Here is a 14766-nt window from a genome sequence, read left to right as displayed (position 1 = left end):
AACTCAACGAATCATCTAAAACCATGAATATTAATTTAGAAGCAGCAGAAAAAAATGCGGTGCAAGCTTACAGTGAAAATCAAGTTCAGATTCATTCTATTGTATATGAGCGAAGTCTAATAGTTTCTAAAGAAGAAATCATCTCTGATCTAATAATTCATGATATTCAAGCTATTGATGATCGGTATTTACAACAGCTACTTCAATTTAATCCTGAAGTCGTTATTATCGGGCATGAACAAACTGGAAAATTCCCACCAATGTCCATAATCAGCACCCTATCACAGCATCGAGTTGGTATTGAATGCATGTCCATTGGTGCAGCATCAAGAACATACAATGTTTTACTAAGTGAACAAAGAGCCGTTGTTGCAGGTTTTATTTTTTCTAATTAGCATCTGATTGCTCACCGCTAGAGTTGAATAATTTTCAATTACCTTGGGCCCTTAGCGGGCCTTTATTGATAATAAAATAACCCACCATGAGTATAATGGGTTTCCCCCCTAGATAAGTTAATTATATGACTCGAGCCCAAGTTCTATTTCACGCGAAACGAATCCATGAGAAACCCTTTCTAACATAAAATACCAGGAAACCCTGCAAAAGATCATTTCTGAGACTCATACTCATATCGAGGGGTTGGAAAATGCTCTCTATGAAGGTCAGGTTATGCGCCTTTTAAGCACGGATGAACATAAACAGAGGCTGTTTAATTACTTACGTAACAATAACGCATTAAATGATTTAGCAACCTAATTTTTAACGAGTTAATTTCTTAGATTATGGTTCAATTTCATTAATTGTCGCACCCCAAACATAAAACTGGTCTATGAGGGAACTATAGCGTACTGTACTTATCCAGCCATCGAGAGACTTCCTCTATAGTTTGCTGATTAATTTCAATAATCTGGGTGTAGAGGAGCTTGAGCAATGATCGATGCCCGGCTTTATAGTAGCGCTCTAAATATTGGCAGGCTAGAAACAATCGTTTCATTCCAAGGCATGCAACCCCTCCTTTGATTTTATGAGCCAGCTTCTCTACCTCATTCCAATTGCTGTCCTGATAAGCTTGTTGCAGCAGGACTATGTCGTTTTGAATCTCGGAGGAAAGGAATTGCTTTAACATCTGGAACATGAAAGACACTTCACCAATGTATTTCATAGCGTCTTGAGGGTCAAACAAAGCAAAGGATTCTAAAGCAAATAATTCGTCTTCCGTTATGGGTAAATCATGCCCTAGAGGACTTGAACTTTGTGATAACGGGATTGTTCTCACTTCCGACTCTTTCTCAGATTGACGCACCCACTGATTGATGATTTCTTGCAATATGGGTTGTGATATCGGTTTTCGATAGACCTCATTCATACCCGCATCAAGACATTCAAATTGTGCTGATTCCAACGCATGCCCAGTTAAGCCAATAATAGGGGTACGAGGCAGTTGATGTTCCTTTTCCCAAGAACGAATCTCCCTGGACAATTGAACTCCTGATACATCCGGAAGACCGATATCAGTAATAATCAAGTCAAAAGATGTGGTCTTCACGTAATTGAGGGCATGTGCTGCATTTTCAGCCGAAGAATATCGAGCTCCTAGATTCTTCACGAACGCTTCTAAAACTTTCAATGCAATCATATTATCTTCTACCAATAAAAAATGAGGCGCGTCTTCATCGACATCCTGCACAGCAGAGGATAGCATGCTGGTTTTTATTTCATGCCTCTCGGATAGGGTAGGAGGTTGCTTAGCGTCCACATGATTTTGAGCCACACCTTCACGGCAAGTTATATCGAAAGAAATAGTCGTCCCCTTCCCCTCCCTACTTTCTAAATGAAGTTGTCCCTTTAAAAGGGAAACATAAGATTGGACGATATGAAGACCTAAACCATATCCTACATATTTCCCTTTATAAGAGGGAGAAACACGGAAAAAACGCTCAAACACTTTTTCCTTTTGGTCTTCAGGGATGCCAATCCCTGTATCGGTCACACTAAAGTGTAATACAACCTCTTCTTCGGTGCGTGATAATTGCGTTACAGCAAGAGTTATTCCTCCTTGCTCAGTAAACTTTACCGCATTCCCTAAGAGGTTTAACAAAATATGATGAATTTTTTTCCTATCACTGACTATCCATTCGGGAACATCGGGCGCTACCGTATAGCCCAGCGTTAACTGTTTAGCAGCAATAGTTGGCGCTTCTAATTTAACTAAATCCTCAAGACATGCCCTAAGAAGAAATGACTCTTCATTCACCCCAGACTCTGGAGTGCTGCCCGCACGCACATCATCCAAAATTCCATTAAGCATACTCAGCAGTTGATTACCGCTTTCATACAATAAATGAGCCTCTTCCTTATGTATCGGATTAGTTAAATCTTTTTCCAACAGCTCTGATAAACCAATGACCCCTGTAAGGGGCGTGCGAATGTCATGGCTCATATTGGCAATAAATTCGGTTTTAGCGATTTCAGCCTGTTTTTCCTTGGTCACATCAATCGTAATCCCTAATATACCCACTATAGTCCCATCCTCGCTGGTAATAGGTACTTTACTGACGAGTGTGTGGAAGGTTTCTCCATTATGGTGCGCTAAAATTTGTGGTAATTTTAATACAGGCTTTCCCTGCTCTAAAATTTGCCTGTCTACTTCACGATAACTTTCTGCAAGTACCGGATCGGAAAATAAATCATGATCGGTTTTTCCAATAATGTCATCTGGAGAGGCCAGACTAAAAAAATCCGCAGCCAATTCATTACAGCCAATGTACTCTAATTCTTTATTTTTCCAATACACATAACAAGGAATACGGTTAATTATATTCGTTAGAAAATGACGCATTTCATCCACGTATTGATTGACTGGAAGATGGTGTTGAAAGACATGTCCGGTGATTTTTGCGATTTCATGTTCTAAGGTGGTATAGGTTTCATCTACCTCAGAAATGTCTTTATCCAATAAAATCCAATGCGTTTTATTATCAATAGTCACCCGAATTTTACGCCAAACACGATAGGAGTTATGAATCACCATAATTTTGGGGCAAATAAGATTGGCATGTACGTCTATAAGAGGAGGTAAGTTTAATAATTCCCACAACTCATGAAAGGGTTTTCCTTTCCAAGAAGAGTCTTTATTAAGGCCTATCAGTTTTTGAACTGAATGATTCATCCATACAATATGTAACAACCGGTCAATCACAATAAAGGAATGTGAGGCCAGGTCGTATGCTTTAGCCATAACGGGTAATTCTTCTTGAGTAATCTTCATCAGTTAGTTGTCCATGCCCTTCTCTTTTCTTAACACAGATTTCATTGTTTGCAGGTACTCAGCAATCATCTTGCTGTTCTGAGCGTTTAATATGGAATCATGATCGGCATCGATTAACTTACAAATAATAGTTCCTTTATTAAATTTAGACCATCCATTATAGGGATCGTCAATGGATTTATATCCCTCGTTTAACTGTTTGGCTTTAAAAAGCACCATCTCCTGATGCGTATGTGTGGGACAATGATTTAATAATAGTTTCATACGTTGTGCCGCCAAACGTGCCAACTCATTAGAGCTTTGGTCCCCTACAGGCAAAAATTGTTCTATCGCATAACCCATTTTGTGCTGTGTTTCTGAAAATACAGACCAACTTTCAATTAAAGCCAATAAGCCAATTTCTTGCCCCTCCTCCCTTAAAAGATGGGCGACCTCATAAAGAACTGTTCCCCCAAAAGAATAGCCGACCAAATAATAAGGGCCATCGGGTTGCAATTTTTGAATGGCTTTAGCATAGGATTTTGCCATGGACGCTAAACTATCATAAAGTAAAGTACCGTGAGAGATACTCGGGTCTTGCATACCATAGATGGACGCAGAAGACCACTGAGAGGCAAGCTCATTAAAGCAATACACCATCCCACTGACCGGATGGCAAAAAAACAGATTAAATCCAGAAGGCTCAGGCGTTGTTAGAGGAACAAGAATATCGATGGAGTCATCAGGATGTTCTATAAGTCCTGCTAATTGAGCAAGAACTGGAGCTTTGTACAGATGTTGGATTGATAAAGAGCACCCAAACCGGTTATTTATTTTCTCGATAAGTGTTAAAGCATTTAATGAATGGCCACCTAATGCAAAAAAATCATCCTTTCGACCAATGGCATCGATGTGCAAGCTGTCTTGCCAAAGCATGGCAAGTTGCTTTTCTAAATCACTTTGAGGCGCGTCATACTTATTTTTAATGTTTAAATGAGATCGAGAAGCTTTATGTTCTGTTGTGTTGTGCTCAAACTCTGCCTTCAACAGCGCATCTTCATAATCTTTCGGGTCGTAATTGGATATGACGACATTGTGCTCAGAAAAAGATAGGGCATTCAAAAACAGTTTCTGTCCATCCTCGCAACTGATGTCATTGCCAACATTGAGCAAATCAACAGTCTGAGGAGTACCTGATGAAACACTCATGCCTACCGTTCGCCAGGCATTCCAACTGATACTAATTGTGCTTTGGGCATGAAACAGTTGAGATGAGGCAAAGGCATCCAAACAAGCATTAGCACCACTGTAATCCGCCTGCCCTTTTAACCCAACATGCGCCGCTATTGACGACATCAACACGACAAAATCAAGTTTTGGGATTTTTTGAGTGGCTTGTGCCAAATAATGGGTTCCGAACAATTTTGGTGCCAACACGTCCAATGCTTTTTCTTTGTTTTTAAGTTGAATCAACCCCTCTCCAGAAACTCCCGCTGCATGAACCATTCCATGCAGTGCGCCGTATTGGCTAAAACTCTTGTGGATCAGTTCGAGTACTTCCTGCTTGTTGGTCACATCGCAACGGACAACACGCACTCGAGCCCCCAACTCCTTGAGCTGTTGCAATTGCATAAGAACATGCCTGCGCTCATAATGAGCATCCTGTACAAGAACTTCCCATTGCTTTTCTTCTGGGTATTCGGTTCGTGAACTCAAAATAAGAGTCGGTCGTTCAACTTGAGAGGCTATGGCATGCGCTAAGTTTAATCCTATTCCCCCAAGGCCTCCGGTAATTAAATAAATTCCCTGGTTTCTAAGTGGTGTTGCTCGGGGAGACCGCATTGGGGAAACATAGGAAGGCACCCAGCGAAAAGTGTTCCTGTAAGCAATTAATGCGTCTTTAGAGTGCCCCAAAGTTGTGGCTAAAATATCTACCACAATATCCGCCACATCCCTTGGATGAGTGTCTTTTAGGATATCTGCTAAACGACAGGTTAAAAAGGGATGTTCTAAGTGGGCTACACGACAAAAGCCTACAAGACTTGCCTGAGCAGGATGCATGGATTCATGCCCCAGAACACTTTGCGTGCCTGATGTAATGATGGAATAATCAATACATTGAGACTGATTGATGACACTAACTAACGCTTGAAGAGCATACATAACACTGAAAAAGCCATTCTCTAAAGAGACATCAAGCTCTTGTTCCTCAGTATCTGCAACAACATTCAGTGACCAACAGTGAATGACTTTAGGATTAGAAAGCGTCCTGTTTAAGGCATTAAAGCATGCATTATACTGCTCTTTTACGCCAGGATTTATTAAAAAATGATAGGGTGAACGGATTGCAAAATCAGACGCGGCTTCTATGACAAAAATCTCTGCGTTACATTCCTTCAACATCTGAATCAAAAGTTCGCCTATCCCCGTCTCGTCTTTAAAGACAATCCATTGATGGTCTTTAATTTGTTCCACATGAACTCTACTTAATGGCTGGCGCACCCAGACGGGGCTGTAACATCGCGGTTGCCCTGCTGTAAGACGTTCTTTACTGTCAGGAGAAATCCAATACCGCTGTTTTTGAAAGGGATACGTAGGCAAGGCGACACGTTGGTTCTTTCGATGTGCATTCAACGCATCTAAGTTAATGGAAACGCCTTTTCCCCATAAAAAGCCTAAGGCGCGTAACAAGTGCTCCTTGTCTGTTCCCGATTGAGAACGACCTGGTAAGGTGTGAGTGATTGTTTCTTTATTTTGGGCTAAAGGATGAATCAATGCAGATAAAGACTGGCCTAATCCCACCTCCAGAAAAAGGGGATGCTCGTCTTTTAAAAGCAACTCAATCCCTTGAGCAAAGTGTACGGTATGACGCACATGACGATACCAATAATCGGGCGACACGGCATCCTGAGCTGAAAGCCATTCTCCTGTAACGTTTGATACTATAGGAATGGTAGGCGCAGATAAGGTGATGTTCGACAAAATATCCTTAAACGCTGGTTCGACAAAAGCCATTAACTCCGAGTGAAAGGCATGGTTTACGTTAAGCTGATGATATCGTTTGTGCTCTGTGATAAGGTGCTGTTCTAAAACACGCATCCTATCAATGCTTCCCGCCACAACATACTGGTCTTTGCTATTGTGCAACGCAAGCTCTATGCCAGGAAACGAAAGGTATGATTTAAGTTCTTCCTGAGTACAGGTCAGGGCAAACATTCGCCCTGGTGGTGCTTGAGCCATTAAAAGCCCCCGCTCACACACAAGTGCAATCCCATCTTCAAAAGAAAAGACACCCGCAAGACATGCTGCTACGTATTCTCCAAGACTATGTCCTATCAACGCATCGGGCGTAACATTACAATCCATTAAAAGTCGAGCTAAGGCGTATTCAATAATAAATAATGCGGGCTGAGCAAATTGTGTTTGGGTTAATAACGCATCATCAGATGCCCGTATCACATCAAGGACATCGCAATGCAGATAGCGTTGGGCAAGCGTCGCTCCGTGCGTCATGTACTTCTGGAATGCAGGAACTGTCTCGAATAATTCCATAGCCATTTTAGCATAGGAGGAGCCCTGCCCTCCCAAAACAAAAACAATGCTGTGCTGCACTTCATCATCATGCAAAATAGCTTTGTACTGTCCTAGATTCTTTTGAATCTCATCATGCTTCTTACCTACAACAAAGGTGCGCCAGGCAAAGTCCTCCCGCCCAACATGAAGGGTGTAGGCAATGTCAGACAGGCTGTCTGTTGTGGTATGCAAATAATCAGAAAATCGTTCTACCTGGTGGTGCAGCGCTGATTCTGTTTTTCCTGATAAAAGAAACAGTTCCTCAGTAGTGTTGGTGTGCTCCTCATAGCGCCTGGGTTGTTCGTGATCTCTTAAAATCATATGAACATTCGTACCACCCACCCCAAAAGAGCTTACGCCCGCATAGCGTGCTTCAGATTTTTTTGGCCAGTTTTGTAATTGTGTAGTAACAAAAAATGGGCTTTCATCCAGTTCTAAATCAGGATTAGGTTGTGAGAAGTGCACTAAAGGGGGAATTTTTTGATGATACAAGCTCAATGCAGTTTTAATAAGGCCTGCAATTCCGGCTGCCGCATCGGTATGGCCAATATTGGCTTTGACTGAACCTAACGCACAATAATGGATGCGTTCGGTTTCTTCCCGATATACAGTGGATAACGCATGGACTTCAATCACATCCCCTAAAGCAGTTGCTGAACCATGAGCCTCTACAAAATCAATTTTATCTGCACTAAGTTGCGCTTGATGTAATGCATCTTTGATACAGGACATTTGCCCACTAATACTGGGTGCGGTGAACCCTAATTTATCGACTCCATCATTGTTGACCCCACGAGATTGTATCACTGCATAAATCGTATTGTTATCGCGTAGTGCATCTTCTAAGCGTTTGAGCACGACCACTCCTACCCCGTTTGAAAAAACGGTACCATTCGCATCTACCGAAAAAGGCCTGCAATACCCATCCGGTGAGACGATGCTTCCTGGCTGGTATGTGTATCCTGAATTCTGAGGCACCACAATGCTGCTTGCACCTGCAAGAGCCACATCGCTTTGTCCTAATATCAAATCTTGGCAAGCATGATCAACAGCAATTAAGCCTGTAGAGCAAGCGGTGTTTACGTTCACACTTCGACCTTTTAAATTCAATCGATACGATGTTTGTGTGCTCAGCATACTCATGCTGGTTGCGATTCGTTGATGAAATACATCATGCTCACGACAAAATTTTTGATTCTTTAATAGATTTTCATGAAGATAGGAACTATCCGTCATGCCGGCAAAAACGCTGATGGCTGTATTGCCGCTTTTTTCTGGTGCTACAGCAGCATGCTCCAATGCTTCCCAGACGCATTCTAAAAAAACACGATGTTGAGGATCGGTACTCTTTGCATCGGCAGGATTAAAATTAAAAAAGGTCGCATCAAATTGGTCAATATCGGCAACAATTCCCCTCACAGGAACCAATGGTGCAGGAGTTCCATAGGTTGACTTCATCTCGTCAGGATCAAAGCGTGACAGACAATCGACTCCTTTGCATAAATTATCCCAAAACTCCTCAAGAGTGTTTGCCTGGGGAAACCGGCAACTCATCCCTACAATAGCAATTTCACAGGAAGTCGTTGCATGAATTTCACGCACCATGGGGGCATCCACATCACCATCAATGTACTTGCTTAACTTATGGATGGTAGGATGTTCCATCAGTTCTACTACGTGTAATTGGGTATGCAAGGCATTATTGATTTGAGTACAGGCATCAGTAACCAGTAAGGACGTAGCCCCTAGATCAAACAGGTTTTTATTGACCTCAACGTTGTCACGGTTAAGCAGATGCTGCCATATGCCTTTTAATGTTTCTTCAGTACTGTTGGTTGCCGATTTATCGATGTGAAACTCCAAATCAGTATGGGGTAACTCACTGAGCCCTATCTTATCGATTTTACCTATTGGGGTTAAAGGGAGAGCGTCTACCATCACAAATTTTGCAGGGATCATATAGGGTGGTAATTGCTGATTTAAAAATACACGTAAATCACTGGCATGAACGGGTTTATCCTTAAAAACAAGGTAGGCTGTGAGCATTTTATGATGGCCACCACCTATTTCAACAATAACTGCGGCAAGGCTTACTTCATCATGTTTCATGAGTTGCCGTTCAATTTCACTTAAATGGATTCGATAACCGCCTACTTTCACCTGATCATCCACGCGTCCTGTATAGACAAGCTCTCCAGAGGGAAGTTTTTTGACCAAGTCTCCCGTTTTATACATTTTTTGATAGGGTGCTTTTTTATGAAAGGGATTTGGAATAAATTGTTTAGCATTGAGGTCTTCGCTGCGATGATATCCCAAGGCTAAATGTATGCCACTGATGTACAGTTCCCCTTCCTGAGCTTCATTGTGATGTTCATCTAAAACATAAACCTTTGTGTTTTCGAATGGAATTCCAATGGCTGATAAAAGCTCCTCATTATCCATCATGAGCTCACTGACAATATGGCGGCAGGCAAAAGTTGTTCCTTCAGATGGACCATAACCATTTATCAATCGTACTGTTTTTTGAATGCGTGTTCGATGTTCTATAAATTGCCTAAGCAATCCGGGATTGATTTGCTCCCCACCATAAAGAATAGTTCTAGGTTGATTTAATGTATGTGGAGATGATTTAATCAGCTGGTGAAATAAGGCAGTTGGAAGCAAAATATGATCTACCCCATACTCTTCCAATGTGTTTTTTAATTCATTGGGTCGGGTACGCTCCTCCTTTGGAATGACACTTAAAGTACATCCATTAAGTAATGCACTCCATATTTCAAAGGTGCTGGCATCAAAGGCAAGGTTATTAAATTGTGCAATAACATCCCCTTCATGTACAGAAGCATAATTGACAACAACAGCTAAATTAGCAACAGCCTGGTGAGGAATAAGTACGCCCTTAGGTTTCCCTGTAGAGCCGGATGTATAAATCATATAAAGAGCATCTTCAGGACTGATACGGACACCCTGATTTTCTTTAGGCTTACTGATGGATTCAATATGTAGTTGTTTTATAAGAAAGTAATCAACATTCAGAGGTTCAATATTTTGTTTTAGCTGTTCATCAGTGATAATAAGTCGAGGTTTTGTATCGTCAACTATCGTTTCAAGACGAGATGTGGGAGCAAGAGTATCAAGGGGCACATATATTGCTCCAAGTTTTATTATAGCTAAGATAGAAAGAATAAAATCAGCACTAGGTTCCAATAATATAGCAACAAAATCCCCTTTGGTTACACCACTATCTTGTAAAGTCTGGGCAAATTGATTGGCTTTATTATTTAATTCATCGTAACTGTACGCATACCTTTTATCGACTAAAGCCTCTCTTTTGGGTGTATTTTTTACTTGTAACTCAAATAATTGAGAAACAGAGATTTTGTAAGACTCTATTTTCTTTTTCATTAGCAAAACTTTTTCCCCATTTTTTTATGATTTGCTCATTCCTTTTAAGAATGTTTAATAAAATAAGATTACCTATATGATAGTACGAAAAAAAACCTTTTGACCCATATAAGAACAAACTTTTCATTACACCGTATACAGCTCCACCTATTGGGAAACTATTTAGCTTAAATGGCTCAATCATTAGATTGTAGGACATTATAGGGCAAGGATACGGGGGTATGATTTCACCAATTCCATTACCACCAAATCTTTTCAAATCCAAATTTAGTTTTATTGCTTTCTTTTTTTAAGCAGAAATTTTAAGCAATATAATAGCTAGGCTTAAACCGTCCACAGCTGCCAACCAAATTCAATAGATAGATTGATGTAATTTTTTCTGTAATTCTGCTTTGGGCGGCAACGTTGTAATATATTCCATGAATGCCGCTTTTGTCCAACTCTACCAACTCAATTTGTCCATGGTTTTTTCCTTTACATAGTATGATACCTAATGGCCAGATTTTCGCCTGGCTCTTGTGCATATTTTGCCAGTCAAGGTAAATAAAGCTTTGTAAGCCACATTTTGATATAATGCTCACTGACATTGGGCTTCTAGGCATCTCTGGAAATGACCTATGCCGGAGAATTCGTGAACAGGAGCATCAAGTTAGCAAATCACGGAATTCCCATCATTGGACTTACCGGACATGCTAGAGAGTCTGTTCTGGATCTCCCGCTTAAAAAAGGGATTTCGACCTACCCGCTGGATCAGCAATGTAAGAATAATTTAGCATCAGAATGCGAGTTCGGATGCGCGCGAGTATTATATCGTAATCTTGCTCATGGACCATTCTCCCTTTTGATTAGATTAATCAAAAAGACTGCAAATTTACGCAACACATTACGAAACCGACTGTAAGGTTGAATGGGCCCATGTTGATTACACCAAGATGGGAACGAAAGAAGTAACTACACTTGCCGTCTCGCCTCCAAAACATTAGGAATTTGCATCAACTTCGCCAAAAGCCGTGACAAGCTACTTAAGCCATCGATATCAACGGTTAAAGTAATAAACGACATGTTTTCATGTTTATTACTTTGCGTTTGTAAAGCATAAACATGAGCCTTCTCATTCGCAAGTAATGACGTCACATCCTTCAATAACTCGGAACGATTAAATGCTTTAATCAAAATGTCTACAACATAATTTTCGCGAGTAGCACTTCCCCATGTTACCTGTAAAAAACGTTGTTTTTGTCGTTCACTTGCATGAATAATGTTAGGACAATCCTGACGATGCACAGAAACACCACGTCCAATAGTGATATAACCAATCACATTGTCTCCAGGAACAGGCTGACAGCAACGTGCCATGAAGGTAAGTAAATTTCCAACGCCTTCAATACGTAGATCACTTCCAGTTACCTCAGGCTTTCCTTGGGTTCTGACAAATTTATCAAGATTGACTTCAGAGGTTTGCGGAGGAGCAAGTTTATTAATAATCTGCCCAATTTTGATATCTCCACGTCCTAAATTAGCATAAAGATCATCAAGTTTTTTGAAATGCAGTGCACTCACTACTTCATTAAGCTTATCTGATTTAATTCCTAAGGATTTCAATTCCTTATCTAATAACTCTCGCCCCTCTTGCAGATTACGCTCATAATCCTGCATCTTAAACCAGTGCAACACTTTAGCCTTCGCTCGGGAGGTTTTTAAATAATTTAAATGAGGATTAATCCAATCGCGTGAGGGTTTAATTTGCTTCCCGGTTAAAACCTCTACCTTATCACCTGTTTTTAATTGATAAGTAAGCGGTACAATATGCCCATTAATGCGCGCTCCTCGGCAACGATGCCCTAAATCACTGTGCACATGATAAGCAAAATCCAAAGGTGTAACACCTTGTGGTAAATCTAAAACATCGCCATCGGGTGTAAATACATAAACTCGGTCTTCCAAAAATTCAGTGGTAGCACTTTCAGGAACCCCTTTATTGCTGGCCATTTCTCTATGCCATGCTAATACATCACGCAGCCATTCAATCTTGCGCTCATGGCTCTCTTTATGAGTAACCCCACCTTCTTTGTATTTCCAATGCGCGGCCACACCCATTTCGGCTAGGTCATGCATATGGAACGTTCGAATTTGTACCTCAAATACTCGCCCTTCAGGGCCTTCTACCGCTGTATGTAATGACTGATATCCATTCTCTTTGGGATTAATAATATAATCATCAAATTCAGCTGGAATCTGCTTCCATAAGGTATGTACCATTCCCAATACTTCATAACATTGATGGTCTGTTTCCACCAAGACACGCACCGCGGTAGCATCATATATTTCATCCAGTGCTACATTCTTCCGCGTCATCTTTTTATAAATACTATGAATATGCTTGGAACGCCCATACACTGCAAAATGTTCAACTCCGCTGCTTTTGATCTGCTCATTTAATTGTGCAACGATGTCATTAACAAAGCTGTCTCGCTCCAGACGTTTGGCTTTTAATCCTTTAGCAATGGCCTTATAATCTGCGGGATGCAAATGACGGAAGGCTAAATCTTCCATTTCCCATTTTATAGCCCCTATCCCTAAGCGGTTTGCTAAGGGAGCATAAATTTCCATCGCTTCAGTAGCCAATTGGATGCACAAAGCTTCAGGTAAATGAGCAGTTGCTCTAAGAATACATAAACGTTCGGCCAATTTGATCAAAACGACGCGAACGTCATCGACCATAGCCAATAACATTTTACGGATGTTATCAATCTGATGCTTATTTTGTGGGTATTTATTCAAGGCCTGAAAGCTATGCATCGCGCTCATGCGCTCAATACCCTTAACTAGCTTAGCAATGTTAGGACCTAATTGCTCCTCAACATCATCAAGGGATAAATCAGCATAATGAACATTTTCGAAAATAATTGCCGCAGCCAATGTTTCCGGATCGACTTCAAGATCCGCAAGCAGATCGGCCATTTCTAATCCTTGTTGCAAGCAGGAATGTCCTGTCTCTGTAGCATGATCCTGCCCTGACAATTGACTTAAAGCACAAGCACTTCGAATGAGTTCAATACTGTCCAAATAACCTTTTGCACCAAGTTGATGTAACCATAAATTGACATCAATGCTGCCATCCGCAGCCAGGGGAACAGTATCTTTGACTCTAACCATGAGTATTATCCTTTTTCAAACAACGCGATTGACTCAACGTGAGCAGTATGGGGAAACATATCCATCACACCTGCTTTAATTAAGGCATAACCTTTTTGATTTACTAAAATATCCGTATCTCTTGCCAATGTTACGGGATTACACGACACATAGACAATACGTTCAGGATTTAAGGCATCAATTTGCTTCACAATTTCCAATGCCCCAGAACGAGGAGGATCAATTAAAATCTTATTGCATTTTTGCTGTACTAATTTTTGTACCTCATGAACATCATCTAAATTTGCAGCATAAAAATCAACATTGCTCAGCTGATTTAATTTTGCATTCATATAGGCTCGTTCAACCATTGCCTCACTGCCTTCGACACCCAATACCTTGGAACAAGATTTAGCCATAGGAAGCGAAAAATTTCCTAAGCCACAGAATAAGTCTAGCACGACATCTGTACTTTTTAAGTCCATAAGTTCCAGCGCGAGTGCAACCATTGAGCGATTTAACTCCGAGTTTACTTGAGTAAAGTCTGTAGGATGAAATGAATAAGTTATTTGATAATCAGGTAAACTATAAGTCAAATAGTCACTTGAGTCAGGTGGATAAAAACAATAAACACTATCTGGACCTGCGGGCTGTAAGAAAATCTTATACTGATAGTCTTCTGCAAATTGCTGCAGCCTTAATTCATCAGCCGAAGTTAATGCAGATAGATTACGAAAGATAAGGCCAATCTCCTCATCACCCGCGGCTACCTCAATTTGCGCAATACAATATTTATCTTCCATAGAATTAATTAAATTTCTTAGGGGGATAATATCTTGATCCAATCGAGTATTTAAAACAGGACACTGGGTAATTTCAGCAATATACCTTGGATTATTTCGTTCTCTAAATCCTACCATTGAGGATTCCTTTTTATCGACATAGCGCACACTTAAACGTGCCTTATTTCGATAATTCCAATGGTTAGCAACTAAGGGCGGCAATATGGTTTGCGCTTGGGTATGGCCATACCGCGTCAATAAATCGATCAATTGCTCTTGCTTAAAATGAATTTGTTCTTTTTCGCTTAAGTGCTGTAATGAACAACCACCGCACATCGTATAATGTGGGCATTTAGGTTCTACTCGTAAAGCAGAGGGTTCAATCACTGATAATAATTGCCCTTCATCAAAATCTTTTTTTACACAGATATATTTAAAGTCTACCGTTTCACCAGGTAATGCACCTTGAATAAAGGTAGCTTTCCCATTAATACGAGCCACACCTTTTCCATCATGGCTTAAATTAACGATTTGAGCGGTTTGCGGTGTGGGATTGGGTTTGGGTTTGGAGCGAGTTCTTCTCATGAATTTCTTCTCAACAAATGTGTTTTTTAATCAAGGAAA

Annotated in this window: 5 protein-coding genes; 1 reads left to right on the top strand and 4 read right to left on the bottom strand. The window is 40.7% G+C overall.

Features of this window, described 5'->3' with window-relative positions; all coding sequences use genetic code 11:
* Positions 1 to 23 precede the first annotated feature (23 nt).
* A complete protein-coding gene (locus E1P08_RS00945) occupies positions 24 to 395 on the top strand; it encodes an Mth938-like domain-containing protein (RefSeq protein ID WP_133135153.1) in 372 nt (123 codons plus the stop codon).
* Between the two features lie 443 nt (positions 396 to 838).
* Here the strand turns inward: E1P08_RS00945 and E1P08_RS00940 are convergent, their stop codons facing one another.
* The 4 genes from E1P08_RS00940 to rlmD all read right to left on the bottom strand — a co-directional run bounded on the left by E1P08_RS00940 (position 839) and on the right by rlmD (position 14727).
* Positions 839 to 3268 (bottom strand): PAS domain-containing sensor histidine kinase, encoded by a 2430-nt coding sequence (locus tag E1P08_RS00940; protein WP_133135152.1) that lies wholly within the window; start codon positions 3266 to 3268, stop codon positions 839 to 841.
* 3 nt (positions 3269 to 3271) lie between these two features.
* A complete protein-coding gene (locus E1P08_RS00935) occupies positions 3272 to 10225 on the bottom strand; it encodes a polyketide synthase (RefSeq protein ID WP_133135151.1) in 6954 nt (2317 codons plus the stop codon).
* Positions 10226 to 11176: 951 nt separating this feature from the next.
* Entirely contained in the window at positions 11177 to 13381 is a 2205-nt protein-coding gene (gene relA, locus E1P08_RS00925) for a GTP diphosphokinase (protein WP_133135149.1), read from the bottom strand.
* Positions 13382 to 13386: 5 nt separating this feature from the next.
* A complete protein-coding gene (gene rlmD / locus E1P08_RS00920) occupies positions 13387 to 14727 on the bottom strand; it encodes a 23S rRNA (uracil(1939)-C(5))-methyltransferase RlmD (RefSeq protein ID WP_133135148.1) in 1341 nt (446 codons plus the stop codon).
* Positions 14728 to 14766: the final 39 nt, after the last annotated feature.

Source organism: Legionella rowbothamii (assembly GCF_900639985.1).
Classification (GTDB): domain Bacteria; phylum Pseudomonadota; class Gammaproteobacteria; order Legionellales; family Legionellaceae; genus Legionella; species Legionella rowbothamii.
Note: the sequence above shows the minus strand (reverse complement) of the source record. Positions and strands in the feature narration are given on the sequence as shown.

Excerpts from the sequence above, each read along its gene's own strand:
- E1P08_RS00945 (WP_133135153.1), top strand. The coding sequence starts at position 24 with ATGAATATTAATTTAGAAGCAGCAGAAAAAAATGCGGTGCAAGCTTAC.
- E1P08_RS00940 (WP_133135152.1), bottom strand. The coding sequence starts at position 3,268 with ATGAAGATTACTCAAGAAGAATTACCCGTTATGGCTAAAGCATACGAC.
- E1P08_RS00935 (WP_133135151.1), bottom strand. The coding sequence starts at position 10,225 with ATGAAAAAGAAAATAGAGTCTTACAAAATCTCTGTTTCTCAATTATTT.
- relA (WP_133135149.1), bottom strand. The coding sequence starts at position 13,381 with ATGGTTAGAGTCAAAGATACTGTTCCCCTGGCTGCGGATGGCAGCATT.
- rlmD (WP_133135148.1), bottom strand. The coding sequence starts at position 14,727 with ATGAGAAGAACTCGCTCCAAACCCAAACCCAATCCCACACCGCAAACC.